The sequence below is a fragment of the Chryseobacterium sp. SG20098 genome, from assembly GCF_031844745.1.
GTDB lineage: Bacteria > Bacteroidota > Bacteroidia > Flavobacteriales > Weeksellaceae > Chryseobacterium > Chryseobacterium cucumeris.
Genome location: NZ_CP134622.1, coordinates 3,347,063 through 3,373,928, shown reverse-complemented (window position 1 = coordinate 3,373,928; position 26,866 = coordinate 3,347,063). Strand labels below are relative to the sequence as shown.

The following is a 26,866-nucleotide window of genomic DNA, read 5'->3' as shown; positions in this document are numbered from 1 at the left end:
TTTTATGCAAAGAGAACCCTTTGACTATTTTTTACAAAAATTACTTGATTAAGTGCCCGGATTGTATGACAACCGGATTAAATAACAGGATCAATTTCCGGATTAGAACTGGTGTTTAAGCTTTCTCTTTTTTGAGTTTTAAAAATCCGGTATCCGAACCACACTGCAATCAATGCCATTGCTGAGCGTGTTACCACCATAGGAATGATAGAATCTGCTTCTAAGAATCCTATCAAGCCTGATAGTAAGAAAGTTACCATCAACTGCATAAAACCAAGCAGTGCCGCAGCTGTTCCTCTGCCTTCTTTGAATGGAGACAAAGCATGAGCTGATGTAATAGGAAACAAAATACCAATAGCCAGTAATGACAGATACAACATAGCAATTTCTAAGGCTACAGAAAGATTTTCAGCTGCAATCAGAATATGAAGGGTACATACCACCAATAAAACAATTGTAGCAGCAAATAAAAGTGTTGAATTGCTTATTCTTTTGATCAGTTTAGGCGTAATATAAGCGGCTGTTATCAATGCCAGTGAGTTAAAAGCAAATATAAAGCTAAATGTACCGCTCGAAAATCCATGGATCTCCATGAATAAAAACGGTGCATTGGAGATATAAATAATCAAAGAAGCAAAGGCAATACTTCCTACCAGGGTGCTGTTGATAAAGTCTCTGTTGGAAATGATCATTGTCAGCTGATCTTTTAGTCCTTTTTCATTCAACATCTCATCATCGGAAAGATGAATTCTGGTATTGGTTTCCGGCACATACTTGTAGACCATGAAAAAGGTAATCAGCCCCATGATGCATAAAAAGGCAAAAGAACTGTTCCATCCCCAGAATTTAAGGAATACACTTCCCAGTAACGGAGCTACAATCGGGGCAATACCACTGATCTGCGACTGCTGTGAAAAGATAGTGACAGCCTTATGCTTATCATAGAGATCAATAATAATTGCCCTTCCGATAACAATTCCGGCACTTCCTCCGAATGCCTGTAGGAAACGCATGCCCCATAATACATAAATATCAGAGGTAAAGTAGATAGCTGTAGCTCCTATGATAAAAAGCAAAAGTCCGCAATACAACATGGGTTTTCTTCCTTTTTTGTCTGATAAAGGTCCCCATAACAGCTGCCCGAAAGCAAATCCGGCAAAAAACACAGAAATGGATACCTGAATGTGTCCGATATCGGTATTAAAAATCTTCGCCATACTTGGGAAAGCGGGAAGATAAAGGTCTATACTTAACGACTCTAACGTGTTGAGTAGTGCGAGAATAAATACTACGATGTTCAAATTCTTCTTCATAAATAACAATAAGCCTTCTCAGGCGATTTTTTCAGCTGCAAAATTGCTGTAAAAAGTATCGTTTTTCAATAAAAGAACTGAAGGAAGGATGGCACAAACTGAGGATTACCCTATCTGATTACCCCCGGATTATTTATTTAAAATAAAAACCAAAGGAACATTCTGAGGATTAACCTTTTCCAGGCCTGAATCCTTCCGGATTCTGCCGGGTATGCTTTTTAAAAAACCGGGAAAAGTAAGAAGCATCGCTAAAACCTAGTTTAAAAGCAATCTCCTTTACCGTTAAAGCGCCAAAACTAAGCTCTCTTTTGGCTTCCAGAATAAGTCTCTGCGCAATCATTTTTTTCACTGTCGTTCCTCTTGAAAGCCGGACAATGTCATTGAGGTGATGGGCACTTATTTTGAGCTGTTCAGCATAAAAGCCTGTATTTTTCTCTGTGATATAATACTCTTCTATCAAGGCTGCAAGTTGCTGAATCCTCGGTTTTTCATCTTCAGCAGTATTCTGCATCGTAATCTGATCTGTAATGATCAGGCAGAAGGCTCTCAGATAAGCTTTTAAAATTTCAACACGCCCGGATCCCAGATATTCTCTTTTAATCATTGAAATAAGCATATTTCCGGTTTCACTGCTTTCTGCATCCAAAAAGAAAGGTCTCGCTCCGTTGGCCAAGACCACTTCCGTATCACAGGCTTCTTTGAAAATTTCTTTGCTTATGGCCAGCACATAACCTTTTTCATCACGGAGTTTCATATTAAAAACCTGACCGGGAACGATAATACAGAGCTGATTATTTTTTACGGTATAGCTTTCAAAATCCAGTTCAAGACGGCTATCTGTATGTACTTCTTTGAACCAGATAATCTCAAAAAAATTATGCCGATGAATATCCTCGAAGTTCTCCGGATGTCCATTTTCTAAAGTGTTGACCTGAAATTCTTCAGACATCAGATTATGAACAGGAATATTTTTTTCAGATGAATTCATTGCTAATGTATTTGATCAGAGAAAGCGAAAACCGCAGCAAAAAATACTACGGTTTTCTTACAATATTTAAAATTAAATATAATTTTTCGATTTTATTGGCTTAAAAAAGCATCCCATCCCTGAGCGGTCAGAGCAACCAATTGGTTTGATCCTCTGGCTACCATAAAGTTTCCTTCTTCTTTTTCTACGGCATGCCCAATAATGGTAAAGTCAGGGTGATTTTTAATTTTATCAAAGTCTCCAGATGAAATTGTGAATAGCAATTCATAATCTTCACCACCACTTAAAGCTGTCATTACAGGATTTAAGTTCATTTCATCTGCTGTAGAGATCGTAAGATTGTCTAACGGAATTTTTTCCTCGTACAATCTGAATCCAACATTGGATTGATCTGAAAGGTGAAGGATTTCGGAAGCCAGACCATCTGAAATATCAATCATAGAAGTTGGTTTAATATCCAGTCCTTCCAGAATCTTTTTAACGTCTGTTCTTGCTTCAGGCTTCAGCTGTCTTTCAAGGATATAATCATAGCCCTCCATTTCCGGCTGCATATTCGGATTAGCAAGGTACACAGCATGTTCTCTTTCCAGAATCTGTAAGCCCATATAGGCTCCACCTAAATCTCCTGTTACAACAAGAAGATCATTTGGTTTTGCACCACTTCTTTTTACGATGTTTTCTTCATTTTCAATTCCTACAGCGGTAATACTCATTACAAGACCCGAATTAGAACTTGTTGTATCTCCTCCGATAAGGTCAACCTTATATCTTCCACATGCTGCCTGAATTCCTGAATAGATTTCTTCTAATGCTTCCACTGGAAAACGATTGGACACCGCAAGGGAAACCAATATCTGTGTAGGTGTTGCATTCATTGCTGCAATATCGCTCAGGTTTACCACTACCGCTTTATAGCCTAAATGCTTTAAGGGAACATATCCTAAATTAAAGTGTACACCCTCCGCCAATACATCTGTTGTAAGAACTACTTTTTTGTTATCAGGATTAATAACTGCTGCATCATCTCCTACTCCAAGCTCTGAAGATTCATTGGATAACGGAAAATACTCTGTCAAATGTTTAATAAGACCAAATTCTCCTAATTTTGAAATGGGCGTCAGCTCCTGTGATTTATCTTCAAACATAAATTTCTTTTTATAAGTGATGGTTGATAAATGATAATTGATATTCCTGAATACAGATTTTCATTCTGTATCAACCATCATTCATCATTTATATATTAATTTCAGCCGGGTCAATATTGTGCGGGTGGAAAGGAAACTTTTTGAAGTCTTCTTTCGATAATACAACAGTGTCCGGGGTTTTATACTTATTCATTGCTTCCACTACATCATCCGGTGGTGTGGTCATTTTTCTAAGCATCATATCAATCCATACGCCTGTAGCTTCTGCCGTGGCACAGTGCATTCCGTCAGGTGTATAGAATTTGTGTACGAAACGGTAGATGGAAGAATCTTCTGCACATCCGTCAATTTCTACACTTACGATTACCGTCTGATCTGCATAGATCTCTTTGAAGAAAGAATATCTTTCATGCAGGATCACCGGGCCGATTCCCCATCTGCTCAGCTGGGTAACCCCCATTTTCTCTTTAGTCATAAAAGCCATTCTGGCCTGTGCACAATATTGCACATATGATGAATTGGCCAGGTGCTTATTGGCATCAAGGTCGCTCCATCTTACTTCAAATTTATGGTAGAAAATCATATGAAAATCGTTTTTGATATAATTAAAATTATAATCTTCAAAAATACTCAAATAAGATGGTTTATAAAAATTGTACTTTTGAAAAAATAATCTTCCGCATAGGATTACCCATACATGAAACAGATCATTATTATCGGAGGCGGTGCTGCAGGCTTTTTCTGCGCATCTAATCTTGACGAAAAGAAATATACAATTACAATTTTAGAACAGAACTCAGATGTCCTTCAGAAAGTTAAAATTTCCGGAGGCGGACGCTGTAATGTGACGCACGCATGCTTTGATCCAAGAGAACTGGTTCAGTTTTATCCCCGTGGAAACAAGGAATTACTAAGTGTCTTTACTAAATTTCAGCCTGGTGATACAATGGAATGGTTTGACCAGCGTAATGTTCCTTTAAAAATTGAAAATGATAACAGAACTTTTCCTGAAAGCAACTCTTCCCAGACCATCATCAATACTTTTCTGAATGAAACTCAAAAGAAAAATGTCACGGTGCAGACAAAATGTACGGTAAAAGAGATTGAAAAACAGGACGAAAAGTATATTGTAAAGACCAATTCTGGAGATTTTGAAGCAGATTATATCATTTATACGACCGGAAGTTCTCCAAAATCATTGAAAATTGTCGAAAATCTGGGGCATAAGATTGTAGACCTTGTGCCTTCCCTTTTCACCTTCAATATTAAAGATGAATTGCTGAAAGACCTTCCTGGAACAAGCTTTGAAAATGCCGGAATTTCTATTCCTAAACTTAAAACGGAAGAAAGCGGGCCTTTGCTTATTACGCACTGGGGACTTTCCGGACCTGCTGTTCTGAAAATTTCTGCGTGGGAAGCCATCAGTCTGGCAAAACTTAAATACAACTTTGAAATTGAAGTGAATTTCATTTCCATAGAAATGGATGAAGCAGAAGAAGTATTCCACAATTTCAAGCAAAGCAACCCTAAAAAAACCATCGGACAATCAAAGATCTTTGATATTACCAACAGATTCTGGCAGAAAATCTTAGAAATTTCAAAGGTCGATCTCAACAAACAGGTGGCTAATATTTCCGGAAAAGAAATACAGAAAATACTGGAAAACCTCTGCCAAAAGAAATTTCAGGTGACCGGAAAATCTACTTTCAAAGATGAGTTTGTAACAGCTGGAGGTGTTGATTTAAAGGAAATTAACTTTAAAAACATGTCTTCCAAATTACTTCCTAATTTCTATATTGCCGGAGAAGTTCTGAATATTGACGCCGTGACCGGAGGATTCAATTTCCAGGCATGCTGGAGTGAAGGATGGCTGATTTCACAGGATCTTAACAGCTTGTAAAAAATGATTACTTTTAATAAAAACTAAATACATGAAAAAAAATTTCGGTTTCTTTCTTTTACTATGGTTCTTTTTAGGACACAGCCAGGAAAAAACAATCGTCTCTGACTGGACATCATTCACACAAGCTGTCAATATAGAGCATAAACAGAATTGGAACTTCCGTATAACGGCAAAAATCAGAAAAGAGAATGAGGATAATGGCTCCAATTGTGGGTTATGGTGCAGAATAAATAATAAAGATGAGTCTACCAGTTTCTTTGAAAATCAATATTATGGAATCCAGGTAACCCGTGAATGGAAAACCTACGAAATAAAAGGAACCATCAATCCATCTGCGAAGACCATGACTATCGGAGCATTTGCTCAAAACAACGGGGATTTTTATTTTGACGATTTTAAGCTGGAAGTCAATGATGGAAAGTCAAAAAAGTGGATTGAAATCCCTTTGGAAAATTCAGGTTTTGAGAAAGATATTACATCAGGTGGCTGGTTTGAAGGAATCCATTCTCAGAAAATAAAGCACGTAAAGCATTTTACCATTGAAACTTCGGATTATCAACCATTCAGTGGTAACAAATCTTTGTTGATTAAAGGTCGTGGTATTATCGGAACAATGCCGGAAGGAAAATTTATGGATGTTAACGGCATCAAATTATATTATGAAACCTATGGAGAAGGTGAGCCGGTTCTTATGCTTCATGGTAATGGCCAATCTATAAGTGCTTTTATGAATCAAAAAGACACATTTGCTAAAAAATATAAAGTGATTATTGTCGATTGCCGTGAAAGAGGAAGATCTACTTATGACAAAACGAAGGAACTTACCTTCGATATTCAGACAGAGGATATTAAGCAGTTTTTAGAAAAGCTGAACATCAAAAAAACAAAAATTCTGGGCTGGAGTGACGGAGGAATTCTCGCACTGTCTATGGCCATGAAATATCCAGAAATGGTAGACAAAATTGCCTGTTCAGGAGCCAATATTTTTCCGGAAGGAGTGAAAGATCATGATTTAAAATCCATGAAAGAAATGCTTGTAAGCCTTACTAAAGAGAACAAAGACCATAAAAATGACATCTTTATTGATCTTCTGAATCTGGATTTGAAGTATCCTCAATGGAAGTATGAAGACCTGAATAAAATTCAGTGTCCATCATTAATCATTGCTGGTGATAATGATCTTATAAAAACAGAACATACGGTAAAAATCGCAGAATCTATCCCCAAAGGACAATTAGCCATTATCCCCAATGCCAATCATTATGTTCCCGAAGAAAAGCCGGAATTATTCAATGAATTAGTCATTGATTTCTTTGAAAATAAATAACTAAAAACCAAATCATGAAAAAAATAATAACATTCATTTTATATCTTGGATTTGGGTTCGCATTTTCTCAGGTAAAGGAAACTGAAATTCTACCGGCTAAAGATCAGTCTGAAGAGCATGTTTTGTCGAAAGACTCAAAATCTGCAGAATATCCCGGAGGATGGATGGCACTTCGAAAAGATATTGCTGACAGAATAAGGACGAAAAAAATAAATGTGGGAGGAATAGAAGGAACAATCACAGCGAGGGCAAAGTTTATAGTTAATATCAAAGGTAAAATAGAAGATATCACAGTAACTGGTGATAATGCCGATTTCAATAAAGAAATAGAAAGAGCTATAAAATCTCTGAAAGCCCAATGGAAACCAGCAGAATCCAAGGGTCGTATTGCCCGTAGCTATTATACTTTTCCTCTTACCATAAAACTTGATTAACAGCCGATGCTCTCTGCCAAAAGAAATACTGCCGTTTTCTTTAAAACCCTTTTAGTTTTAGGGTTCGGGTATTTCTTTTGGCTGATGCTTAAGATTACCTTAGAATATATTCCTTATAATCCTGAAGTCAGCTTTCTGATGATTAAACAGACAGAAGTATCGGAAAGACCGGAATATCTTTATTTTTTCTATACCCATGTTTATACGAGCATCTTTGTGCTTTTTTCAGGTTTTCTGGCTCTACTCAGAAGGAATTTTGGCGTCAATAATTTCCACAGGAATATGGGAAAACTATATACTTTTCTCATCCTGATTTTTGCAGCGCCTTCAGGAATTTATATGGGAATTTTTGCCAACGGAGGCCTTTTTTCAAAGATTTCCTTTATTATTTTAGGCTTTTTATGGTGGTTTTCAACATTGAAAGCCTATCAGCTGGCAAGACAGAAAAGGTTTAAAGAACACAAACAATGGATGTGGCGTAGCTTTGCTTTTACTTTATCTGCTATTACCCTGAGAATGTGGAAGGTAATTATTGTATATTTATTTCATCCCAATCCTATGGATGTCTATCAGATCATTGCATGGCTGGGCTGGATTCCCAACATCCTTATTATTGAATATTTAATCACAAAAAAACATCTATGAAAATTGTAAATTACACACTGATTTCCCTGCTTACAGTTGCTATGTTAAGCTGCAAAAAAGAAGGAAAGATTACTGAATCAGGAAAAGATTCTCTGGCTGCAAAGAAGGATTCTGCGGTAGTCCCTGAAGTTCACCAGGAATATTACGGAATTTATACCGGCGAATTTGCCGGAATGGAAAAGGTAGTTGATCAGACAGATGGCTCAGAATATGATGTCAGTAACTACAAAAGAATTTCTTTAAAGATCAACAGGATCACCAAAGACAGTGTTTACGGACAAAGTATCGTGAATGGGAATCAGCGCCCGTTCAGAGGTGTTTTCAATGAGGCTACAACGTCTTTTGTGCTTGATGAACCGGGCAATGACAAAACAGACGGAAGATTTGAAGTAAAATTAAAGGGAGACAGCTTAACCGGAAAGTGGAATGCTTTTGATAAAACAATGGTTAAAGCACCTTCAAAAACGCTTAAACTTATTAAAAAAGAGTTTGTCTATAACCCGAATTTTATGCTGGATAAGGATTCTGACCTTGTAGACTGGTCAAATCCAAAAGAATTTACTGAAAAATACACCGATGAAGAAACCGGAAAAACAGAAAGCTATAAAACCTCTAAAAACCGTATCGCATCTGAAGCCATTTTCAAGCTGAATGCTTCCAAGCAGAAACTGACAGAAAAGGATCTTAAAAACTTAAGAAAACTGGATCTTGAGATCATCAAAAATTCAGTATTTGCAAGACATGGTTATTCCTTCAAAAAAGAAACTTACAGAAATTTCTTTGAGCAAACAGACTGGTATATTCCTGTTTCGAGCAATGTAGATAATGATCTTTCGCCTATGGAAAAGGAAAATGTGGCTTTACTGAACCGTTTTACCAAATATGCGGAAGATAAATATGACAGTTTTGGAAGATAGAGAAAAGGTTTTTAGGTGGCAGGGATTAGGGAGTAGAGGTTAAACCATCACTGTTTGTCATTTTTACTAAAATATAGAGCAACAGACAGCCTACAGCATAACAAAGATTATCTATCCATGAGAAAGAATTTCCAATGACAATATACATCAGGCTTCCAGGACGGAAGCCTAGTTTTTCTGCAATATGGAAATACTGGGCAAATTCTACCGCAAAGGAAAAAATAAGAATTCCCTGAATCAGCTTCTGATCATTTACTTTTACAAAACTCTTGACGAAAGTATAAAGAAGCATGACTACAATAACATCACCAAGATATGCTCTCACAAAGAAAATATCACTGAGTTTGGTGGCAATCAATACTTCTGCAAGAAAAATAAAAATTGTAAGAAGGAGATATTTCAGGCTGAATCGGAATTTCATTTCAAATTGGGATTAGGCATAAAAAATCGGTATTCAGGGAACACCGATTTATTTTTATGGGAACAAATATATTATTTCTTTACTTTGATTGTACATCCGATGGCTACAGTTTTAGATGTTTTCACCGTTCCTCCCTTTATCAGAGCATTTACTGCATCCTGTGCATAATATTCCGATACATCATCCGGGTTATCATAATTATTGTCGATAGCACCAATGTATTTTACGATGTTCTTTCCGTTTTCTTTTTTCAGCACAAAAACATGCGGAGTCTTTGTAGCACCGTATTGAGGATAAATTTTCTGCCCTTCATCTACAAGATAAGGAAAAGTAAATCCTTTCTGCTTTGCTCTTTCGATCATCTGCTGATAGCCATCTTCGGGCTGTACGTTGGGATCATTAGGATTAATGGCAATGACCGGATAGCCCTGAGCTTTATATTTTTTATCCAGTTCAATGATTCTGTCCTCATATTTTTTAGCATAAGGACAGTGATTACAAGTAAATACTACTATGAATCCCTTTGCGCTTTTAAAATCACTTAGGGAAACCATTTTCCCGTCGATATTTTTAAGCTTAAAATCGGTAGCTTCGTCCCCTACTTCATGGCCTTTTACAAATAAAATATTCTCTTTCTGTCTTATATTTTTATCATCATCTTTCGCTGTAAAACTTAGTAATCCTAGCCCAACGATGAATGCAGTCATTACAATTTTCAGATTTTTCATAATTTAATTATTTATTGTAGATTTTCTTTAATTGTTTTTTCCAGATCTTCTTTGCTCATCTCACCGTCATTGAAATGGATTTTTGATCCGTTTTTGTAGAACAATGTTACCGGAATATTTCCATCCCAGTCTTTTTCAAATCTTGCAATCCAGGTATTCATCCTTTTAATATCATCTAACAAAAGTACTTCAGCAGTCAGATTTTTATTTTTAATAAATTTCAAGACTCTTTCTTGATCCGCCAGTCTGTCCAACGAGACCAGAATCATCTTATACTTCTCATTATCTGCATATTTAGTATTTACCTCCATAAAATGGGGAAGTTCTTTTACGCATGGACCACAGGTTGTAGACCAGAAGTTGACCACAAGCAATTTATCTTTTTCCTGCTGAATACGCCTTTCCAGGTCTTCATATTTTACGACAGAAACTTCCGTCTGCTGGGCTTTGAAAACAGAGCAGCATACAAACAGGATTAATATTTTTATTATATTTTTCATTATCAAAATATAAACAACTACAATACAACAATATACAAAAATAAAATTCATCAATTCCGTAAATCTTTTACAAATAAACATTTTTTTGGTCACTGATTCATTTTTTTGATATTTTTACAGCCTTAAATGATAATCATGAAAAAAACTTATTTACTTCTGCCAATTTTCTTTTTGGCATCATGCACAAGCAGCAATGACGATGATACTTCATCTAACAACAACGGAAATAATACTAATAATGACAGCCCGGTTCTAGTAACAAAGATGGTTTCTGACGGAGAGACCTCAACCTATACTTACAGTGGTTCTAAAATTTCCCAGATTAAAAATATTACCAATGGTGAAATTACTCTCTTCAGTTATTCTGGAGATCTCATTACTCAACAGGTAACTACTGGTTTAAGCACAAGTTATAAAACAACGTATAGTTACGACGGAAGCAGCAGGTTAAGCAAAAAAATATATAGTGAGACTTCCCTTTCTTCCGGAACGACTTCTACAGTAGAAACCAATTATAGCTATCTTTCCAGTAATAGTGTGAAAATTACTTATACCGCAAGCTTTACCGGATCTTCAGCCATAAGAACAGGCAGCAAAACAGCAACATTAAATGCTGACGGTTCGCTTAGCAGCTGGACAGAAACAGCATCCGTACCTAATAATACAGGAGGTTTTCATAGTGCCACAGGTACTTTACAGCCGATTGTGTACGATACCAAGAATATTCCTTTTAAAAATGTAACAGGTTTTTTAAAAATTATTGATAGTGAAGATGAAAACGGATCTGTACACAATATCATAAGCTATAACCATGTCCTTAATTATAACAACGGAGCTGGAAGTGGAGAATGGGGAATCTTTAAATCCACTTACGAATATAATAACAGCGGATACCCAACAAAAAATGTCAAAACATACTATAATAAGACAGGAACGGGGGTAACGAATAGTGAATTGATTACCTATGAATACAATCATTTATAATAAAGAGAGCCGACAAGGCTCTTTTTTTTTGCAGATATGTTAATTTTTTCACAAGCATTAGAATTATATAGATGATTTTTATATATTTGATTTGAATCAAACTAAAAATACCATGAAAAAATCAAACAATCAGAAAAAACTGACTAAAAAGGCATTGAAAAACATTACAGGAGGAAATGGACCAGGGATATGCTGGGAAGGCCTTTGCAGGGTAAGAGGAACAGATGATGAATATACCATAGGACCTTTAGACAGCACCGGATTTTGCTGCTAATCCAATACACTAAAAACAATAACCAAAATCAAATCATCATGAAAAAATCAAACATTCAAAAAAGAAAACTGACAAAAAGTGAGTTAAAAGAAATTACAGGAAGTGGCAGAGTATGCTGGGATGGATTCTGCCGCAGAGGCGAATTCGAAGAATGGCAGCTAGGTGCTGGTGACAAAAATGGCTATTGCTGTTAGGATCACATACACTTTGTTAGATCAAAGGATTGAGGCAGCCCTCAATCTTTTTTTATAAAATAGATTTTCGATTTGAAAAGTTAACAATTTGACTCACAATATTTTGAACATAATAAAATAACTTGTAAATTAGCTTTTACCAAATTAAAATTATTATGAAAAATTTAAAAAATCAGAAAAGAAAATTGAGTAAAATTGAGCTGAAAGAAATCAGCGGCGGAGCAAACAGGCCAGTATGCCCAAGAGTAATCAGCTGTACAGATCCTCATACCGGAGAAGAACGATATGGTGTTCCCGGGATGCAGGATGGATTCTGCTGCTAACACAAAACAACTGTAAAAAAATGATTGGATTACCCTCCAATCATTTTTTTTATCGCATTCAGCTTCATCAAAGCTTCAATAGGTGTTAAAGTATTGATATCTATTTTCGTCAATTCTTCCCGGATATTCTCAAGAACAGGATCATCCAATTGGAAGAAAGAAAGCTGCATATTTTCTTCTGTCACTCTTTTGATACTTTCAGAAGTACTTCCACTTCCCTGCGTTCTGCTTGCTTCAAGGGTTTTAAGAATCTCATTCGCTCTGTTGACCACTTTGACAGGCATTCCGGCCAGTTTTGCCACGTGAATACCGAAACTGTGCTCACTACCGCCCGGAACAAGCTTTCTCAGGAAAATAATATTCCCTTTGTTTTCCTGGATAGAAACATGGAAATTTTTCACTCTTTCAAAATTCACGGTCATTTCGTTCAATTCATGATAATGCGTTGCAAATAAAGTTTTTGCCTGCGTTGGGTGCTGATGAAGATATTCTGCAATAGCCCATGCAATGGAAACTCCGTCATATGTTGAAGTTCCACGACCGATTTCGTCCAGTAAAATCAGGCTTCGTTCTGAAATATTATTCAGGATATTGGCTGCCTCGTTCATCTCTACCATGAAAGTAGATTCTCCGGCAGAAATATTATCGGTAGCTCCTACCCTAGTAAAGATTTTATCCAACAATCCGATCTCCGCATGTTTTGCAGGCACAAAACTTCCAATCTGTGCCAGAAGGCATACAATCGCTGTCTGACGCAGAATTGCCGATTTACCGGCCATGTTAGGCCCTGTTACCATAATAATCTGCTGCGAATCCTTATCCAGGAAGATATCATTCGGGATGTATTTTTCTCCTAACGGAAGTGCATTTTCAATGATCGGGTGTCTTGCTTCTTTTAAATCGACAGCATAGCCGTCATTCAAAACGGGCTTTGTATAACTCTCAGATACAGCAAGTTCAGACAATCCTGCAGCCACATCAAGTTGGGCAATGATATTGGAATTCCCCTGGATCTGATCAATATAAACCATTGTTTCCCCACATACATTTCTGTACAGGGATGTTTCCAGAACGCCTATTTTTTCTTCGGCGCCAAGGATTTGGTTTTCGTATTCTTTCAGCTCTTCGGTAATGTATCTTTCAGCATTCACTAAGGTTTGCTTTCTTACCCAGTCATCCGGAACTTTATCTTTATGGGTATTTCGGACTTCAATATAATATCCGAAAACGTTGTTAAAATCAATTTTAAGGCTGGTAATCCCAGTTCTTTCAATTTCCCTCTGGCACATTTCGTCCAGGAAACCGCGTCCTTTACTCTGAAGATTTCTCAGTCTGTCAAGCTCTTCTGAAACGCCTTCTTTAACAATATTTCCTTTCGCAATATTTACCGGAAGTTCTTCATTAAGATGATTTTGCAAAAATTTAATCAGTTCTTCCAGATCAAATAAAGGCTCTAACCACTCCAAAACAGCCGCATGAGGGTGTAATAAAGCTTTGATTTTATGAATATTAATTAAACTCTGACGTAAATATCCCAGTTCTTTAGGTGAAATTTTTTCTGCAGCCAGTTTTCCCATCAACCGGTCAAGATCAGAAATGGATTTCAGAAGCTGGCAGATTTCATATTTCAGTGCATCGTTTTCATTTAAGAAATCAATCAGAGATAGTCTTCTCATGATCTCATCCACAGATTTTAAAGGAAGAATAATTCTTCTTCTCAACAATCTTCCTCCCATCGGAGTAGATGTTTTATCAATGATATCAAGCAGAGATTTTCCCTGTGGATTGCTTGGATAAACAATTTCAAGGTTTCTCAGGGTAAAATTATCCATCATCAGATAATCTTCCTGAGGAATGATCTGCAGTTTCGTAATATGAGCCAGCAGATTATGATGGGTATCTTCTACAAGATAAGCAAAAATAGCTCCTGCTGCTGTAATGGCCAGCGGAAGACCTTCCACTCCAAAACCTTTTAAAGAATTGGTTTTAAAGTGATTTGTTAATTTTTCGTAGGCAAAATTATATTGAAAAGCCCAGTCTTCAAGCTTAAAGGCATTTTTATTTTTGATCTGTTCCGGAATCTGTGTACTTCTCTGGAAAATAATCTCACTCGGATCAAAGGTATTTACAATGTGTAAAAGCTTTTCCAGGTTTCCTTCGCTTACCAGAAACTCTCCTGTGGAAATATCCACTAAAGCAATTCCGTACTTCTCTTTTTCCTTGTGTAATGAAAGCAGGAAGTTATTCTTTTTGGAATTCAAAACCTGGTCATTGAAAGTAACACCAGGCGTAACCAGTTCAGTAACACCACGTTTTACAATTCCTTTCACCATTTTCGGATCTTCCAGCTGATCACAGATCGCAACTCTCATTCCCGCTCTTACCAGTTTTGGAAGATAAGAGTCTATTGAATGGTGTGGAAATCCTGCAAGTTCTACACTGCCTTCTCCATTATTTCTTTTGGTAAGGACAATTCCTAAGATCTGGGATGTTTTCACAGCATCCTGCCCAAAAGTTTCATAAAAGTCCCCTACCCTGAAAAGCAATAGCGCATCCGGGTATTTACCCTTGATCGTATTGTACTGAGTCATTAATGGAGTTTCCTTCTTCGTTTTTGCCATAGTAAAAAATGAGCCCCAAATTTAAAAAAATAAATTCAGGGTAAGAGAATTGTTTAGGGGTTAATCTTCTATACTTTTCTTTATCAGTAATTAATCGTATTTTTCAGCCATCAAATCACATTATTCATGGAATTTCCTGTTTTAGAGACTGAAAGGCTTATTTTGCGTCAGCTTACTTTTAATGATACCCAAGATCTTTTTGAATACTTTTCTCTGGATGAAGTTATGGAATATTATGATCTGGATACCTTCAAGACGGAAGACGACTCCCGTCGCATCATCCAGCATTTTAACAGTGAATTCGAAAAGGGAAAAGGCTTCAGATGGGCTCTGGAACTGAAATCCACCGCAAAAGTTATTGGAACCTGCGGCTATCACAACTGGTACAGGGAACATTTCAGAGCAGAAATCGGCTATGAACTCAATCCCAAATTCTGGCAGCAATCCTATATGAAAGAAGCCATTCTTCCTATTTTAACCTACGGATTTGAAACAATGAGGCTTCACCGTGTAGATGCTTTCATAGATCCTTCCAATATTTCTTCTGAAAGACTGTTGACTTCTTTAAATTTCAGCAAAGAAGGGACGTTGAAAGATTATTTCTTTGAAAAAGGGAAATTCGTAGATGCAACCATCTTCGGGCTTATCAATAAATAAGTTCAAAAATTTAACGCTAGGAAGCAAAGAAAATTGATATTGATGCTTCTTATTTTCGTTCGCAAAGGCTTTCATTTAGCAATTGAATTGCTTTTCTCGCTGAATGAAACGCCTTTGCGAACCTTTATAAACAGATAAGCATTAAACTAGCGTTCAATGCGTTAAAATTATCTAAACTCTAATTCTTATCATTTAGAAAGATGCTTTTCCAAAGCTTCGGAACTTTTCTTGTAAGCCCATTTCTGCTTATAATTCACCCATTTGGCTTTGAAAAGCTTACGCATTAGTTTATCCGTGTACCTCATAATGAAAACATGATAGAGCATACTGGCAAAGACATTGGGTTTATTGGGAAGAGCTCTCAGTGAAAGAGAAAAACCTGGTTCCAGATATCTGTTGAAGTGCCAGAATGCCCCGGGAATAAAAAGGGCATCACCATGCTCCATGAAGATTTCGTATCCTTTGGCATATTTCAGCGCCGGAAACTTCTCATAATCCGGATTTTCATAATCAACCTCGTAAATGGTATGAACGGATAAAGGAACTTTATATAAAAAGGGCGACTGCTTCTGATCAAATAATAAAATCCTTTTCTTTCCTTCGAAATGGATATGCATAAAATCACCCAGATCCACATCATAATGCATTAAAACATGGGCCTCACTTCCACCGAAGAATAATGTGGGCAGTCTTTTAAAAAATTTTATTCCAAGATCAGGGTAAGTAAAGTTTTTCAGCAGCTCAGGAAGCCTGTCTGTAATGATATAGAAAAAAATTCGCAGATCAGAAGGCTTGCTTTTGATGGTGTCAATATAGTCCTTCATTTTCATACGGGTAACCGGAGCATCAGAACTTTTGGCGGCATCAGCCGGTTTGTTATCATATAAAGGAACTTCCTGATCTCCTGCCTTTTCTTTGATGTAGGCAAGATTCCATTTGTCAAAAGCCTCCCACCGGCTGGCAAAATTCTTAATCAAAAGAGGTTTTTGCTTTTTAAAATAATTTTTCTGAAAATCTTCTTTACTGATATCATTTACAACATCTACGTTTTCGAGGATCATGTATTTTGTATTTAATGCGAACTAAAAATAGTGTTTTTTTGAAACGTGAGAAAATTAAGATTAAAAAGGCTGGAAGCTGGAAGATCGATGCCGGAAGTTAATATTTGTCTGCAAACCTTTATACATCATTGCTTAAAAGATTTTTTATGGAAAACTCAAACTTCTTCTTTGGCTTCCATAACTTCTCACTTCCGTCTTCAGACTTCCTTACTTAATTAGCAGAGCTCAGATGAAAAAATTATATTTGTAGTAATAAGCGAGTTTATGAGAGTCTATAATACCAAACATTTCATTAAAATCCTTTTCAGTTTACACAAAAGTGATACTTTAAAAATTCTTTTCCCGAGTATGATTCTTGTAGGATTATATTCTTGGGGAATTCAGTATCTGGAAGTTGAATATCTGCACCTTACCACAAAATCAGGAGTGAGTAATGTAGGCATGATTCATTCTCTGCTGGGTTTTGTGCTTTCACTTTTGCTGGTTTTCAGAACGAATACTGCCTATGACAGATGGTGGGAAGGTCGAAAACTTTGGGGAAAACTGGTGAATGATACCAGAAACTTTGCCATAAAAATCAATACGATTCTTGGCGACAACCGCCAGGATGCTGAGCAGATTGCCAGATATTTAAAATATTTCCCGCACTTTTTAGCCAAACACCTTTCCAAGGAATCTACAAGGCTGGCTTTGGATGAAGATTATTCTGAAATTGAAAATTCGTTGAAAAACCATGGACCAAGTGAAATTGTTATTCTATTAAGCCATAAACTGAATCAATTAAAAAAAGAAGGAAAAGTTTCTGAAGTTGAAATGCTGTATTTAGATACCCAGCTTTCCGGCTTTCTGGATGTATGTGGAGGTTGTGAAAGAATCAAAAACACACCCATTCCTTATTCCTATTCTTCTTTCATCAAGAAATTTATTATTCTGTATGTTTTTGCGCTTCCTATTGCTTACGTTATTACAATAGGGCTTTTTATGATTCCACTTACTGTTTTTGTGTATTATGTATTGATGAGCCTTGAACTTATTGCAGAAGAAATTGAAGATCCGTTCAATAACGATGAAAATGATATTCCTATGGAAACCTTAGCCCAGAACATTGAGAAAAATGTACAGCAGATTATGATCAGAAAATAAAAAATCAAGCTTTTAAAGCTTGATTTCTTTAAGTTCGCCATCCTGTTTTATCTCTACAAATTTGCTTTCCCTGTTGGCAGCAGAATATCCGTAGAAAAAGGTACTGTATATAGGAGTGGAATACAGATAAGCTCCATAGCCGTTATAAGCATCTGAGGTTCCTGTCTGCTGCTGATAACTTGCCGTTGCAGTAAAGTTGACAATGGTTTCAAGATAATATTTCCCGGGTTTGAGTTTTTCAAATTTAAATCTCCCATGGTCATCGGTTAAAGCTTCCACTCTGTATTTAAAAGCCTCTTCTGACATATATACGGTGGTCTTTTTATTTTCATATTTTCTTCTCATGTCATAAAATTCCTGGAAATAAGGAGTAACAGGAAAAAGCATAACAACCGTACCTTTGGGAGCATAATGCTTTTCTCCAAGTAACGGTTTGATTCCCCAGTTGTTTTTTTGTTTGGTAGAAGCCACTCCTTCAATGGTAGAGTTTCCAAATCCAAGCATGTCTCTTGCGAGCTTTTTATCAAAAAAAGCTTGAGGATAATAAGTATTTTGTGCACTCAGGTAAATAAATCCCCATATTAATATGAATAATGTGAATAATTTTTTCATAGTATATTTTTGAGTCAAATATAAGTATTTTACTATTTTTGAATTAAAAATAGCTATGAAGTACATGTTTCTATTGTTTTTTTCCACTGCTGTCCTGATCACGGCACAGAAACCTTGTGGATATAAAGACGGATTACAGGAAGGAGCCTGTAAAGAATTTTATGACAATGGCCAGGTAAAAAATACTGTGGAATGGAAAAAAGGGAAACTGGATGGTGATGCTGTTTTTTATTATGATAACGGGAAAGTGCAGTCAAAAGGAGAATATAAAAAAGGATACAAAGTAAAGGAATGGTCGTATTTTGATAAAAATGGAGTCCTCACTTCCAAAGAAGTTTTCAGAAATGGAGAGAAGAATATTTATGATAACAGCCTTACCGCTACTTTTTATTCTCCTGCAGGTAAAATAACTGAAATTTCCAATTATAAATTCAATAAATTACAGGGAGAAAGCAAGACCTTTCATGAAGATGGAAAATCAATAAAAGATATTGGCCAGTATGACAACGGGCTGGCTACCGGAAAATGGAAAGTCTTTTATCCATCTGGAAAATTACAGCGTGAAACTGAACTTGCCAACGATAAAAGAAACGGCAACAGAGTTCATTACCGTGAAGACGGAAGCATAGAAAAAACAGAGGTCTATAAAGACGGAAAATTAATCTCAACAAAATAATACAATTGGTACAGAAACTAAAACTGGAAGAACTTAACAGAATAGATGTAGAAACATTTAAGAAGGTTGAAAAAATTCCGTTGGTCATCATTTTAGATAATATCAGAAGTATGCACAATGTAGGTGCAGCCTTCAGAACGGCAGATGCCTTCTTAATTGAAAAAATAATCCTTTGTGGAATCACCCCGCAGCCACCTCACCGAGAGATTCATAAAGCGGCATTGGGAGCAACGGAAAGTGTAGACTGGTCTCATGACGCAGATACCAATAACGCGATTGCTGATCTGAAAAGCAAAGGATACGAAATCATCGGGATCGAGCAGACTACCGACAGTCAGCTTATTACAGATTTCACCATCGACAGATCAAAAAAATATGCCTTAATTTTAGGAAACGAAGTAGAAGGAATCAGTGATGAAGTACTTCCGAATATTGACGTATTTTTAGAAATTCCTCAGCTTGGAACGAAGCATTCTCTTAATGTAAGTGTGTGCGCCGGAATTGTGATGTGGGAATTTGCAAAAGCATTAAAATAAAAAAACTGCATATGTCCTTAGTAGACAGTGCAGTTTGAAATAAATCTAATAAAAAGTAAAAATGAAAGGCGACAAAGGTACTTTATTTTTTTTTACAAACAAATTTTGACGGCATTTTTTTTGTTTCATCTTAAAAAAAGTAAGGTTTTCAGAAAAAGTTTCGTTTAATTTTTTATAAATTAGCACAATGTTTATCAAGGACTATATCTCAAAAGACTTTCCATGTTTTAGCCTGTCTGACTCCATAGAGTCGGCCAGAAACCTGTTGGAAGACTTCGGATATTCTCATGTTTTCATCAAAAAATCTCATCACTTCTTCGGAGCCATTGCCATGGACTTCCTGTATGAAGAAGATGGAGGAATACTGAAGGATCTGGAACACCAGATTGAACGGTTTGCAATTCTGGAGGACAACAATGTCATGGACAGCATCCGCCTGTTTTATACTTTCAGCTCCAATGTGATTCCGGTGATTAATAAAAATGAAAAATATCTGGGGTATATTACCTGTGAAGATGTTTTTCAGGACCTTTCCCGTTATCCTTTATTTTCAGAAACAGGAGCTATTCTTACCGTAGAAACTCCGGCCAGAAAATATTCAATGACGGAAATTACCAACATCGTCGAAAGCAACAATTCGAAGTTTTACGGAGGATTTATAAGCTTTATGTCTGAAGAGGTAGTTCAGGTCACCATAAAGATCAGCAATGAAAATCTGGCCTCGATAGACGCTACTTTTGACCGGTATGACTACAGAATCGTTGAAAAATATTATTCTGATGAGAAAACCGATCTGTTTAAAGACCGTTATGGTTTTTTACAAAAATTCATAGAAATATAACATGAAGGCAGCCATATATTCTCAGAAAAAAGATCTTGATACTTTTTTATATTTAAGCAAGTTTATCTCTGAACTTGAAGCAAGAGGTGTAAAATCTGTTCTGTATGATGAAATGGCTGAAGCACTTCAGTTTTCAAAAATATTCGAAACTTTCAACTCTAAGCAGGACCTTCTGGATAAAGAAGTGGATCTTTTCTTCACTTTCGGTGGAGACGGAACGATTGTAAATTCTTTAACCTTTATTGAGGATCTTGAAATTCCGGTGGTAGGAGTGAATACAGGAAGGCTTGGATTTTTAGCTTTTTTCACGAAAGAAGAAGCCTTTAAGGAACTGGATTCCATCTTAAAAGGAAATGTAAAAACAAGCCGCCGTTCTGTAATTGAAGTGGTTTCTCCAAAACTGGAGGGAGTTTTTCCTTACGCATTAAACGACGTTACCGTTTCCCGAAAAGAAACCACTTCCATGATTACCGTTGACTCTTATATCAATGACGAATTTTTGAATGTATTCTGGGGTGACGGCGTGATCATTTCAACACCTACAGGTTCTACCGCCTACTCTCTGAGCTGCGGAGGCCCTATCATTTCTCCCAATAACGAAAATTTTGTCATTACTCCTATTGCTCCTCACAATCTGAATGTGAGGCCGCTGGTTGTGAATGATAAAGTAGAAATAAAATTCAGGGTGGAAAGCCGCGTACCGCAATACTCTCTTTCCTTAGATTCCCGACTGATACATATTGAAACCGACAAGGAAATCATCATTAAAAAGGCAAAATTCCAGCTTCTTCTGGTGCAGCCCAACAGTTTGAGTTTCTATGAAACCATCCGTCAGAAGCTCCTTTGGGGCAGAGATAAAAGAAACTAGTAATTTCTTAAAAATGATTACCTTTACACGAAATTAAAACACCTAATAAATTTATAATAAAAAGTAAAACATGAGCAGAATTTTTCCGGCAGGAGTTGCCACAGGTCAGTTAGTTACTGATATCTTTCAGTATGCTAAAGAAAACAAATTTGCATTACCTGCAGTAAACGTAATTGGATCAAGCAACGTAAACGCTACGATGGAAACTGCAGCGAAATTAAACGCTCCTGTAATTATTCAGTTTTCAAATGGAGGAGCTGCTTTCAATGCAGGGAAAGGATTAAGCAATGACGGACAAAAGTCTGCAATCTTAGGAGCAATTACTGGAGCAAAACATATTCACACTCTTGCAGAAGCTTACGGAGCAACGGTAATTCTACACACAGACCACTGTGCAAAGAAATTACTTCCTTGGATCGACGGATTGATGGATGCTAACGAAGAATTCTTCAAGCAGACAGGAAAATCTCTTTACTCTTCTCACATGTTAGACCTTTCTGAAGAGTCTTTAGAAGAAAACCTTGAAATTTCTGCTAAATATTTCGAAAGAATGGCTAAGCTTCAGATGACTCTTGAAGTAGAAATCGGGGTAACAGGAGGTGAAGAAGATGGTGTTGACAACTCAGACGTTGATAACTCAAAATTATATACTCAGCCTGAAGACGTAGCTTATACTTATGAAAAATTAAAAGCTATTTCTGATAACTTCACAATCGCGGCTGCTTTCGGTAACGTTCACGGAGTTTACAAGCCAGGTAACGTAGTTCTTACGCCGAAAATCCTTGACAATTCTCAGAAATATGTTCAGGAAAAATTCGGAACAGCTGCAAAACCTATCAACTTTGTATTCCACGGAGGTTCAGGATCTACATTAGAAGAGATCAGAGAGGCTATCGACTACGGAGTTATCAAAATGAACATCGATACTGACCTTCAGTTTGCATACACAGAAGGCATCAGAGATTATATGATCAACAATATTGATTATTTAAGAGCTCAGATCGGAAATCCTGAAGGAGAAGAAAAACCTAACAAAAAATTCTATGACCCAAGAGTTTGGGTAAGAAAAGGTGAAGACACATTCTCTGCAAGATTGGTAAAAGCATTTGAAGATTTAAATAACGTAGATACTTTAAAATAAGAACTGTACATTTGTACCAATGTAAAAAGTATTCATAGGAATGCATTTACATTGGTACATTTTACATTTATACATTAATACAAGCAAAAATGGCATTCGACTGGTTTAAAAGAAAAGCAAAAAACATTACCACTTCTACTGATGAGAAAAAAGACGTTCCCAAAGGCCTTTGGCATCAGACTCCATCCGGAAAAGTAGTGGAACATGATGAACTAAAGAGAAATAACTATGTTTCTCCTGAAGACGGATTTCATGTAAGAATAGGAAGTGCAGAATTTTTTGACATCCTTTTTGACGGTGGTAAATTTACCGAACTGGATGCCAATGTTGAAAGTATTGATATCTTAAACTTCAAAGATACAAAGCCTTACAAAGACCGTTTGAAAGAAGTAAAAGCTAAAACAAAGCTTACAGATTCTATCAGAAACGCTGTAGGAACTGTAAAAGGAACTGAAATGGTAGTTTCTTGTATGGATTTTGCTTTCATCGGAGGATCTTTGGGTTCTGTAATGGGAGAAAAGATCAGAAGAGCAGTAGATTACTGTATTGCACACAAACTTCCGTATATGATTATCTGTCAGTCCGGAGGAGCAAGAATGCAGGAGGCTACTTACTCTTTGATGCAGCTGGCAAAAGTTCAGGCTAAATTAGCTCAGCTTTCTGAAGCTGGACTTTTATACATCGCTTATCTTTGTGATCCTACATTCGGAGGAATCACTGCTTCTTTCGCAATGACTGCTGATATCATTATGGCAGAACCGGGAGCACTGATTGGTTTCGCAGGACCAAGAGTAATCCGTGAAACAATCGGTAGAGACTTACCGGAAGGATTCCAGACATCAGAATTCTTACAGGAAAAAGGATTTGTAGATTTCATCGTAAAAAGAACTGAAATTCAGGATACTGTTGCCAAAACAGTTAATTTATTAGCTGTAAAAGCATAGTATCTGTAACAAAAACAATACAATCTCTCTCTAATTAGGGAGAGATTTTTATTTATGAGGACTTTTAAGATATTTTTCAATACCATCCGAAGCATGAGTTTTAAAAAGATTATCCGTCTTTTATCACTTGTCCTTCCTCATCCTCTTTTCGCTTTACTGAGTTTTTATGCAACAGTAAAAGCGTTTACCATTGCACAGAAAAAATTCCCTGCAACGGCCTCCAACAATGGAATTGGAAATGCTTTCAGACACGCGCTGTGGTGCTGCTTCATTATGATGTACTGCTGCAAGATCTCTTCCCCTAAAAAAGCGCTGGATTTTTGTAAAAGAATCACAGATATGCATGAAGAACTCTTCCCTAATGAGCCTTTGGAAACCAAAATGGATCTCCATAACAACAAAATCGGAATGGATTATTTTATGGAAATTTTACCCGGAATTCATCGCCAGTTCTTTGAAAAAAGCTTCTTTGTAAATGCTTTGATCAAAAAAATGGATGAAGCCAAAGTTCTGAAGAATCTTGATGATGATTTTAAAGGATATCTTGTTTATCTGGAAGAGTAAATCATTTTAGTTTTAAACGCTAGAGAGCGTAAGGAAAATCTAAAAACTTAATGCATATTTTTTGTTCGCAAGGGCATTTCATTCAGCAATGCTCTTTAACTTAAATTCTCTTTGCTTAGTGCTAACGCCTTTGCGAACGAGAAAAATCATTTTCCCATTATTTAGGAACTTTGTGAACAATGCGTTAACAATAAGCTTTAAGATTAGAGACCATCATTAGTTTTCTTTCACACCGGAATTACAAAAGACTTTAGTTATTTTTGTGGTTTGAAGTATTTTCGATAAGTTTAAACAATTAAATCAATCAGATGGTTCTCAGCAGAATTTGGTCGGCTTTCATTATCATTGCCATTGCCATTGCCAGTATAAAATATGTTTCGTCAGGTAACTACAAAACCATTTTCAATGATATGGTGGTGGGAAAAGGAGGTGATACAGTAAAGATTGCATCTCAACCTATGAACAGCCTATCTCCTATTGTCAGAGACAGCCTGATGAAAAAAAATGATTTTGCAGACAGCAGAATTCACTATAAAACAGATTCTTTAAAACAAAATGTAAATGTTTATCGCGTTCAGGAAGCCGATGGAGTTATCGGAACCTCTGAAACTGCCGTAAAAATCTGTCTTGGTCTTATCGGAATCATGACCTTGTTTATGGGATTCATGAGTATTGCTGAAAAAGCAGGAGGAATTAACCTTCTAAGCCGTTTGATTCAGCCATTTTTTTCAAAATTATTTCCGGAAATTCCTAAAAACCATCCTGCATTCGGACATATGCTAATGAATTTCAGTGCCAATCTTCTGGGATTGGATAATGCTGCCACTCCTTTTGGATTAAAAGCGATGGAAAGTCTCCAGACTTTAAATCCCAATAAAGATACTGCCAGCAATTCGCAGATTATGTTTCTGTGTCTTCATGCCGGAGGAATGACGTTGATCCCGGTCTCGATTATTGCCATCAGAGCCTCTATGGGATCAAAGACCCCTACAGATATTTTCCTTCCTTGCATGATCGCCACTTTTGCGGCAACTTTAGCTGCGATGATTATTGTTTCTTTATACCAGAAAATCAATCTTCTTCGTCCGGTGGTAATAGCTTATGTAGGAGGAATTTCAGCAATTATTGCTTTATTGGTAGTATACCTTGTACAATTGAGTAAGGATGAACTGGATGACTTCAGTAAAGTATTAAGCAATGGTTTAATTCTGTTTATCTTCCTTGCGATTGTATTAGGAGCTGTTTATAAAAAAATTAACGTTTTTGATACCTTCATTGAAGGCGCAAAAGAAGGCTTCACCACCTGTGTTAAAATTATTCCTTATCTGGTTGGAATGCTGATTGCGATTTCATTACTAAGAACTTCCGGTGTATTTGATGTGATTATTGACGGAATGAAGTGGGTAGCCAACGTTGCCAATATGGATCCGAGATTTGTGGATGGACTTCCAACTGCATTGATCAAACCTTTATCCGGTTCAGGAGCCAGAGGAATGATGGTGGATACGATGGTCACATTTGGAGCAGATAGCTTCCAGGGAAAATTAGCCGCAGTGCTTCAGGGAAGCTCAGATACGACGTTCTACGTGATTGCAGTATATTTTGGTGCTGTAGCCGTTAAGAATACAAGATACACGGTAATTGCCATGCTTCTGGCCGATTTAGTAGGCGTTATCACTGCCATTGCATTGGCCTATTTATTTTTCGCATAATGAAAAAATTCTGGTTGAACAATGCAATTAACTTTAAACATTAAACTTAAAACTTTAAATCCATTATGATCACAGATAAAGAATTCACCTTAAGACTCATCCGCCAATTAACTCAGGCATTAGAAAAATTGATTCTCGACAAACCTGAAGAAAGCTTAATGCAGAAAGAACTGGATTTTGATACGTTGATGAGAGACATTTTTAAGATGAGCTTCACAGAGGTTGCTTCTAAAACCAAGGAAGAAATGATCGCGATTGTGAATGAAAGACAGGAAAGAGATCACAAAGATTATTATGAAATGCTGGGAAATCTATTTTATTTCAACAGCAGACATGATCAGAACAAAGATTTTCAGGATAAAGCCAAGACATTCTACGAGCTTTATCTTCAGACCAGTGGTATTTTTGCACTACCCATTATCAACAGAATAAATGAATTGAAAAAAGCACTTGAATAAAGTGCTTTTGTATTTTTAGAATGTAATTTTATAAGTTCCGGTGGAAGAAGTATTGGCTTTTTCTGCTTTTACATATTTCTTAACCCAGGCCACAGACGTGGATGAGACACAAGGATCTGAAATCCCGCCGGCTCTTCTTGCGGATACTACATTCCCTGCTTTATCTACCGTATAAGCAATAGTAATTGATCCACTTGCTGTACAGCTGTGAGAAGGCTGTGCCCCTCCTCTTCCCATTGTTCCCGGAATATAACCGACTAATTTTCTGTCGATTCCTACTTTACTGTCTCCGTTTCCATCACCGCCTAAAGGATCTCCCGCGTTTCCGATACCATCACCAGTTCCCTGGCTTCCGGCTTTAGTTCCTCTTCCTTTAATCAGGTTGCCTATGGCTGCGGTTCCTTTTCCTTCACCATTTCCTGTTTTTGAATTGGCAGTGGCCGCTCCAGATTTTTTAGTATTTTTTGAAGCACTTGTACTCGTAGCTTCTTTTTTCTCAGCTTTTTTGGATTCCTCTTTTTTAGGAACAGTAGCTTTTGAATTATTTCCTGTAATAACTTTTTCCTTAACCTCTGTTTTCTTTGGTTCGGGAGTAGGAACTGGTTCTGGCTTTATAACTGTTTTTGTTTCCGGAACCGGAGTTTCTGCGGGCTCTGGTGTAACTTCTTCCGTTGCAGCGGCAAGACTTCCAGGCTGTTCAGCTGGTTCTTCAATCCCCTTTCCATTTCTGTTATCTCCAAAGTTCACCAGCATAGTAGTAACCACTTCAGGATCTTTATCCAGTTCAGGTTTTAATTTATATAGAAAAACAAAAAGCAGAATAGCAGCCCAGATCAGAATAGAAAGCAGTGCGCTCTTTACTCTGTCTTTATTTTCTTCGTTTCTGTTTGCTGTATAGCTTTTCATCTTAAAACGTAATTCTTTCCGGAAATCCGG

At 36.8% G+C, this 26,866-nt stretch carries 31 protein-coding genes; 20 read left to right on the top strand and 11 right to left on the bottom strand.

The genetic code is table 11. From position 1 onward, the window contains the following. Positions 1-77 precede the first annotated feature (77 nt). The 4 genes from RHP76_RS15505 to RHP76_RS15490 form a co-directional block, all read right to left on the bottom strand. Positions 78-1,313, bottom strand: a complete 1,236-nt coding sequence (locus RHP76_RS15505; RefSeq protein WP_120232367.1) for a multidrug effflux MFS transporter — start codon at positions 1,311-1,313, stop codon at positions 78-80. A 169-nt stretch (positions 1,314-1,482) separates the two neighbouring features. After that, positions 1,483-2,301: a helix-turn-helix domain-containing protein gene (locus RHP76_RS15500; protein WP_288444335.1), complete on the bottom strand. Its 819-nt coding sequence runs from the start codon at positions 2,299-2,301 to the stop codon at positions 1,483-1,485. Between the two features lie 92 nt (positions 2,302-2,393). After that, positions 2,394-3,446, bottom strand: coding sequence for a thiamine-phosphate kinase (thiL, locus tag RHP76_RS15495; protein WP_288444338.1), 1,053 nt, complete (start codon positions 3,444-3,446; stop codon positions 2,394-2,396). An 88-nt stretch (positions 3,447-3,534) separates the two neighbouring features. Next, positions 3,535-4,029 (bottom strand): acyl-CoA thioesterase, encoded by a 495-nt coding sequence (locus RHP76_RS15490; RefSeq protein WP_288444340.1) that lies wholly within the window; start codon positions 4,027-4,029, stop codon positions 3,535-3,537. 114 nt (positions 4,030-4,143) lie between these two features. On the opposite strand from RHP76_RS15490, the gene RHP76_RS15485 reads away from it, so the two are divergent. The 5 genes from RHP76_RS15485 to RHP76_RS15465 are packed head-to-tail and all read left to right on the top strand — an operon-like array spanning position 4,144 to position 8,672. After that, positions 4,144-5,346: a BaiN/RdsA family NAD(P)/FAD-dependent oxidoreductase gene (locus RHP76_RS15485; RefSeq protein WP_288444341.1), complete on the top strand. Its 1,203-nt coding sequence runs from the start codon at positions 4,144-4,146 to the stop codon at positions 5,344-5,346. A gap of 31 nt (positions 5,347-5,377) precedes the next feature. Next, positions 5,378-6,676, top strand: coding sequence for an alpha/beta fold hydrolase (locus RHP76_RS15480; RefSeq protein ID WP_311228533.1), 1,299 nt, complete (start codon positions 5,378-5,380; stop codon positions 6,674-6,676). A 14-nt stretch (positions 6,677-6,690) separates the two neighbouring features. After that, positions 6,691-7,110, top strand: coding sequence for an energy transducer TonB (locus tag RHP76_RS15475; protein WP_120232363.1), 420 nt, complete (start codon positions 6,691-6,693; stop codon positions 7,108-7,110). 6 nt (positions 7,111-7,116) lie between these two features. Continuing rightward, on the top strand, positions 7,117-7,755 hold the full coding sequence (locus RHP76_RS15470) for a DUF2306 domain-containing protein (RefSeq protein WP_288444345.1): 639 nt from the start codon (positions 7,117-7,119) through the stop codon (positions 7,753-7,755). Further along, positions 7,752-8,672: a YARHG domain-containing protein gene (locus RHP76_RS15465; RefSeq protein WP_062672941.1), complete on the top strand. Its 921-nt coding sequence runs from the start codon at positions 7,752-7,754 to the stop codon at positions 8,670-8,672. The genes RHP76_RS15470 and RHP76_RS15465 overlap by 4 nt, the downstream gene beginning before the upstream one ends. Positions 8,673-8,697: 25 nt before the next feature. Here RHP76_RS15465 and RHP76_RS15460 read toward each other — a convergent pair whose 3' ends face one another. From RHP76_RS15460 to RHP76_RS15450, 3 genes are all read right to left on the bottom strand, one after another. After that, on the bottom strand, positions 8,698-9,093 hold the full coding sequence (locus RHP76_RS15460; protein WP_311228532.1) for a ribosomal maturation YjgA family protein: 396 nt from the start codon (positions 9,091-9,093) through the stop codon (positions 8,698-8,700). A gap of 71 nt (positions 9,094-9,164) precedes the next feature. After that, positions 9,165-9,821, bottom strand: coding sequence for a thioredoxin family protein (locus RHP76_RS15455; protein ID WP_311228531.1), 657 nt, complete (start codon positions 9,819-9,821; stop codon positions 9,165-9,167). An 11-nt stretch (positions 9,822-9,832) separates the two neighbouring features. After that, positions 9,833-10,321, bottom strand: a complete 489-nt coding sequence (locus RHP76_RS15450; RefSeq protein WP_311228530.1) for a TlpA family protein disulfide reductase — start codon at positions 10,319-10,321, stop codon at positions 9,833-9,835. A 135-nt stretch (positions 10,322-10,456) separates the two neighbouring features. Here RHP76_RS15450 and RHP76_RS15445 point away from each other — a divergent pair, with 135 nt between their 5' ends. From RHP76_RS15445 to RHP76_RS15430, 4 genes are all read left to right on the top strand, one after another. Beyond that, a complete protein-coding gene (locus RHP76_RS15445; RefSeq protein ID WP_120232358.1) occupies positions 10,457-11,305 on the top strand; it encodes a hypothetical protein in 849 nt (282 codons plus the stop codon). A 112-nt stretch (positions 11,306-11,417) separates the two neighbouring features. Further along, positions 11,418-11,579, top strand: a complete 162-nt coding sequence (locus RHP76_RS15440) for a bacteriocin (RefSeq protein WP_117753098.1) — start codon at positions 11,418-11,420, stop codon at positions 11,577-11,579. Between the two features lie 38 nt (positions 11,580-11,617). Next, positions 11,618-11,773, top strand: a complete 156-nt coding sequence (locus tag RHP76_RS15435; protein ID WP_156106405.1) for a hypothetical protein — start codon at positions 11,618-11,620, stop codon at positions 11,771-11,773. Positions 11,774-11,928: 155 nt separating this feature from the next. Further along, complete coding sequence (locus RHP76_RS15430; RefSeq protein WP_157885766.1) at positions 11,929-12,096, top strand: hypothetical protein; 168 nt, start codon at positions 11,929-11,931, stop codon at positions 12,094-12,096. 29 nt (positions 12,097-12,125) lie between these two features. On the opposite strand, the gene mutS is transcribed toward RHP76_RS15430, so the two are convergent. Then, on the bottom strand, positions 12,126-14,717 hold the full coding sequence (gene mutS / locus RHP76_RS15425; RefSeq protein ID WP_311228529.1) for a DNA mismatch repair protein MutS: 2,592 nt from the start codon (positions 14,715-14,717) through the stop codon (positions 12,126-12,128). Positions 14,718-14,843: 126 nt separating this feature from the next. Between mutS and RHP76_RS15420 the strand changes: the two genes are divergently transcribed. Further along, complete coding sequence (locus RHP76_RS15420; RefSeq protein WP_062672929.1) at positions 14,844-15,374, top strand: GNAT family N-acetyltransferase; 531 nt, start codon at positions 14,844-14,846, stop codon at positions 15,372-15,374. 188 nt (positions 15,375-15,562) lie between these two features. Here the strand turns inward: RHP76_RS15420 and RHP76_RS15415 are convergent, their stop codons facing one another. Beyond that, positions 15,563-16,435 (bottom strand): cupin-like domain-containing protein, encoded by an 873-nt coding sequence (locus tag RHP76_RS15415; RefSeq protein WP_120232356.1) that lies wholly within the window; start codon positions 16,433-16,435, stop codon positions 15,563-15,565. 264 nt (positions 16,436-16,699) lie between these two features. Between RHP76_RS15415 and RHP76_RS15410 the strand changes: the two genes are divergently transcribed. Next, positions 16,700-17,578, top strand: a complete 879-nt coding sequence (locus tag RHP76_RS15410) for a bestrophin family protein (protein WP_062672924.1) — start codon at positions 16,700-16,702, stop codon at positions 17,576-17,578. A gap of 12 nt (positions 17,579-17,590) precedes the next feature. On the opposite strand, the gene RHP76_RS15405 is transcribed toward RHP76_RS15410, so the two are convergent. Further along, positions 17,591-18,190, bottom strand: coding sequence for a hypothetical protein (locus RHP76_RS15405; protein WP_228432358.1), 600 nt, complete (start codon positions 18,188-18,190; stop codon positions 17,591-17,593). 55 nt (positions 18,191-18,245) lie between these two features. On the opposite strand from RHP76_RS15405, the gene RHP76_RS15400 reads away from it, so the two are divergent. The 9 genes from RHP76_RS15400 (at position 18,246) to RHP76_RS15360 (ending at position 25,930) form a co-directional block, all read left to right on the top strand. Continuing rightward, the gene (locus RHP76_RS15400; RefSeq protein WP_062672921.1) at positions 18,246-18,866 is read left to right on the top strand and encodes a toxin-antitoxin system YwqK family antitoxin; all 621 of its coding nucleotides are present in this window, start codon (positions 18,246-18,248) and stop codon (positions 18,864-18,866) included. Between the two features lie 5 nt (positions 18,867-18,871). Continuing rightward, complete coding sequence (locus RHP76_RS15395; RefSeq protein WP_062672919.1) at positions 18,872-19,402, top strand: RNA methyltransferase; 531 nt, start codon at positions 18,872-18,874, stop codon at positions 19,400-19,402. 187 nt (positions 19,403-19,589) lie between these two features. After that, positions 19,590-20,243 (top strand): CBS domain-containing protein, encoded by a 654-nt coding sequence (locus tag RHP76_RS15390; RefSeq protein WP_062672917.1) that lies wholly within the window; start codon positions 19,590-19,592, stop codon positions 20,241-20,243. A gap of 1 nt (position 20,244) precedes the next feature. After that, positions 20,245-21,111, top strand: coding sequence for an NAD kinase (locus RHP76_RS15385; protein ID WP_062672914.1), 867 nt, complete (start codon positions 20,245-20,247; stop codon positions 21,109-21,111). Positions 21,112-21,181: 70 nt separating this feature from the next. Then, positions 21,182-22,252 (top strand): class II fructose-bisphosphate aldolase, encoded by a 1,071-nt coding sequence (fbaA, locus tag RHP76_RS15380; RefSeq protein WP_311228528.1) that lies wholly within the window; start codon positions 21,182-21,184, stop codon positions 22,250-22,252. Positions 22,253-22,341: 89 nt separating this feature from the next. Beyond that, positions 22,342-23,196: an acetyl-CoA carboxylase, carboxyltransferase subunit beta gene (gene accD / locus RHP76_RS15375; protein ID WP_002982142.1), complete on the top strand. Its 855-nt coding sequence runs from the start codon at positions 22,342-22,344 to the stop codon at positions 23,194-23,196. 54 nt (positions 23,197-23,250) lie between these two features. After that, complete coding sequence (locus RHP76_RS15370; RefSeq protein ID WP_311228527.1) at positions 23,251-23,760, top strand: DUF6973 domain-containing protein; 510 nt, start codon at positions 23,251-23,253, stop codon at positions 23,758-23,760. Between the two features lie 308 nt (positions 23,761-24,068). Beyond that, the gene (locus tag RHP76_RS15365; RefSeq protein ID WP_311228526.1) at positions 24,069-25,472 is read left to right on the top strand and encodes a spore maturation protein; all 1,404 of its coding nucleotides are present in this window, start codon (positions 24,069-24,071) and stop codon (positions 25,470-25,472) included. Positions 25,473-25,537: 65 nt separating this feature from the next. Beyond that, the gene (locus RHP76_RS15360; protein WP_062672909.1) at positions 25,538-25,930 is read left to right on the top strand and encodes a hypothetical protein; all 393 of its coding nucleotides are present in this window, start codon (positions 25,538-25,540) and stop codon (positions 25,928-25,930) included. 15 nt (positions 25,931-25,945) lie between these two features. Here the strand turns inward: RHP76_RS15360 and RHP76_RS15355 are convergent, their stop codons facing one another. Continuing rightward, on the bottom strand, positions 25,946-26,836 hold the full coding sequence (locus RHP76_RS15355) for a ferric siderophore ABC transporter substrate-binding protein (protein WP_311228525.1): 891 nt from the start codon (positions 26,834-26,836) through the stop codon (positions 25,946-25,948). Positions 26,837-26,866: the final 30 nt, after the last annotated feature.

What these genes read in the sequence shown, in the direction of transcription:
- RHP76_RS15440 (WP_117753098.1), top strand. Translation starts at nt 11,418, where the DNA reads ATGAAAAAATCAAACAATCAGAAAAAACTGACTAAAAAGGCATTGAAA.
- RHP76_RS15485 (WP_288444341.1), top strand. Translation starts at nt 4,144, where the DNA reads ATGAAACAGATCATTATTATCGGAGGCGGTGCTGCAGGCTTTTTCTGC.
- RHP76_RS15435 (WP_156106405.1), top strand. Translation starts at nt 11,618, where the DNA reads ATGAAAAAATCAAACATTCAAAAAAGAAAACTGACAAAAAGTGAGTTA.
- RHP76_RS15505 (WP_120232367.1), bottom strand. Translation starts at nt 1,313, where the DNA reads ATGAAGAAGAATTTGAACATCGTAGTATTTATTCTCGCACTACTCAAC.
- thiL (WP_288444338.1), bottom strand. Translation starts at nt 3,446, where the DNA reads ATGTTTGAAGATAAATCACAGGAGCTGACGCCCATTTCAAAATTAGGA.
- RHP76_RS15360 (WP_062672909.1), top strand. Translation starts at nt 25,538, where the DNA reads ATGATCACAGATAAAGAATTCACCTTAAGACTCATCCGCCAATTAACT.
- RHP76_RS15415 (WP_120232356.1), bottom strand. Translation starts at nt 16,435, where the DNA reads ATGATCCTCGAAAACGTAGATGTTGTAAATGATATCAGTAAAGAAGAT.
- RHP76_RS15480 (WP_311228533.1), top strand. Translation starts at nt 5,378, where the DNA reads ATGAAAAAAAATTTCGGTTTCTTTCTTTTACTATGGTTCTTTTTAGGA.
- RHP76_RS15410 (WP_062672924.1), top strand. Translation starts at nt 16,700, where the DNA reads ATGAGAGTCTATAATACCAAACATTTCATTAAAATCCTTTTCAGTTTA.
- RHP76_RS15465 (WP_062672941.1), top strand. Translation starts at nt 7,752, where the DNA reads ATGAAAATTGTAAATTACACACTGATTTCCCTGCTTACAGTTGCTATG.
- RHP76_RS15470 (WP_288444345.1), top strand. Translation starts at nt 7,117, where the DNA reads ATGCTCTCTGCCAAAAGAAATACTGCCGTTTTCTTTAAAACCCTTTTA.
- RHP76_RS15490 (WP_288444340.1), bottom strand. Translation starts at nt 4,029, where the DNA reads ATGATTTTCTACCATAAATTTGAAGTAAGATGGAGCGACCTTGATGCC.
- RHP76_RS15460 (WP_311228532.1), bottom strand. Translation starts at nt 9,093, where the DNA reads ATGAAATTCCGATTCAGCCTGAAATATCTCCTTCTTACAATTTTTATT.
- RHP76_RS15475 (WP_120232363.1), top strand. Translation starts at nt 6,691, where the DNA reads ATGAAAAAAATAATAACATTCATTTTATATCTTGGATTTGGGTTCGCA.
- RHP76_RS15500 (WP_288444335.1), bottom strand. Translation starts at nt 2,301, where the DNA reads ATGAATTCATCTGAAAAAAATATTCCTGTTCATAATCTGATGTCTGAA.
- RHP76_RS15370 (WP_311228527.1), top strand. Translation starts at nt 23,251, where the DNA reads ATGAGGACTTTTAAGATATTTTTCAATACCATCCGAAGCATGAGTTTT.
- RHP76_RS15430 (WP_157885766.1), top strand. Translation starts at nt 11,929, where the DNA reads ATGAAAAATTTAAAAAATCAGAAAAGAAAATTGAGTAAAATTGAGCTG.
- fbaA (WP_311228528.1), top strand. Translation starts at nt 21,182, where the DNA reads ATGAGCAGAATTTTTCCGGCAGGAGTTGCCACAGGTCAGTTAGTTACT.
- RHP76_RS15450 (WP_311228530.1), bottom strand. Translation starts at nt 10,321, where the DNA reads ATGAAAAATATAATAAAAATATTAATCCTGTTTGTATGCTGCTCTGTT.
- accD (WP_002982142.1), top strand. Translation starts at nt 22,342, where the DNA reads ATGGCATTCGACTGGTTTAAAAGAAAAGCAAAAAACATTACCACTTCT.
- RHP76_RS15355 (WP_311228525.1), bottom strand. Translation starts at nt 26,836, where the DNA reads ATGAAAAGCTATACAGCAAACAGAAACGAAGAAAATAAAGACAGAGTA.
- RHP76_RS15390 (WP_062672917.1), top strand. Translation starts at nt 19,590, where the DNA reads ATGTTTATCAAGGACTATATCTCAAAAGACTTTCCATGTTTTAGCCTG.
- RHP76_RS15445 (WP_120232358.1), top strand. Translation starts at nt 10,457, where the DNA reads ATGAAAAAAACTTATTTACTTCTGCCAATTTTCTTTTTGGCATCATGC.
- RHP76_RS15385 (WP_062672914.1), top strand. Translation starts at nt 20,245, where the DNA reads ATGAAGGCAGCCATATATTCTCAGAAAAAAGATCTTGATACTTTTTTA.
- RHP76_RS15405 (WP_228432358.1), bottom strand. Translation starts at nt 18,190, where the DNA reads ATGAAAAAATTATTCACATTATTCATATTAATATGGGGATTTATTTAC.
- RHP76_RS15420 (WP_062672929.1), top strand. Translation starts at nt 14,844, where the DNA reads ATGGAATTTCCTGTTTTAGAGACTGAAAGGCTTATTTTGCGTCAGCTT.
- RHP76_RS15400 (WP_062672921.1), top strand. Translation starts at nt 18,246, where the DNA reads ATGAAGTACATGTTTCTATTGTTTTTTTCCACTGCTGTCCTGATCACG.
- mutS (WP_311228529.1), bottom strand. Translation starts at nt 14,717, where the DNA reads ATGGCAAAAACGAAGAAGGAAACTCCATTAATGACTCAGTACAATACG.
- RHP76_RS15365 (WP_311228526.1), top strand. Translation starts at nt 24,069, where the DNA reads ATGGTTCTCAGCAGAATTTGGTCGGCTTTCATTATCATTGCCATTGCC.
- RHP76_RS15455 (WP_311228531.1), bottom strand. Translation starts at nt 9,821, where the DNA reads ATGAAAAATCTGAAAATTGTAATGACTGCATTCATCGTTGGGCTAGGA.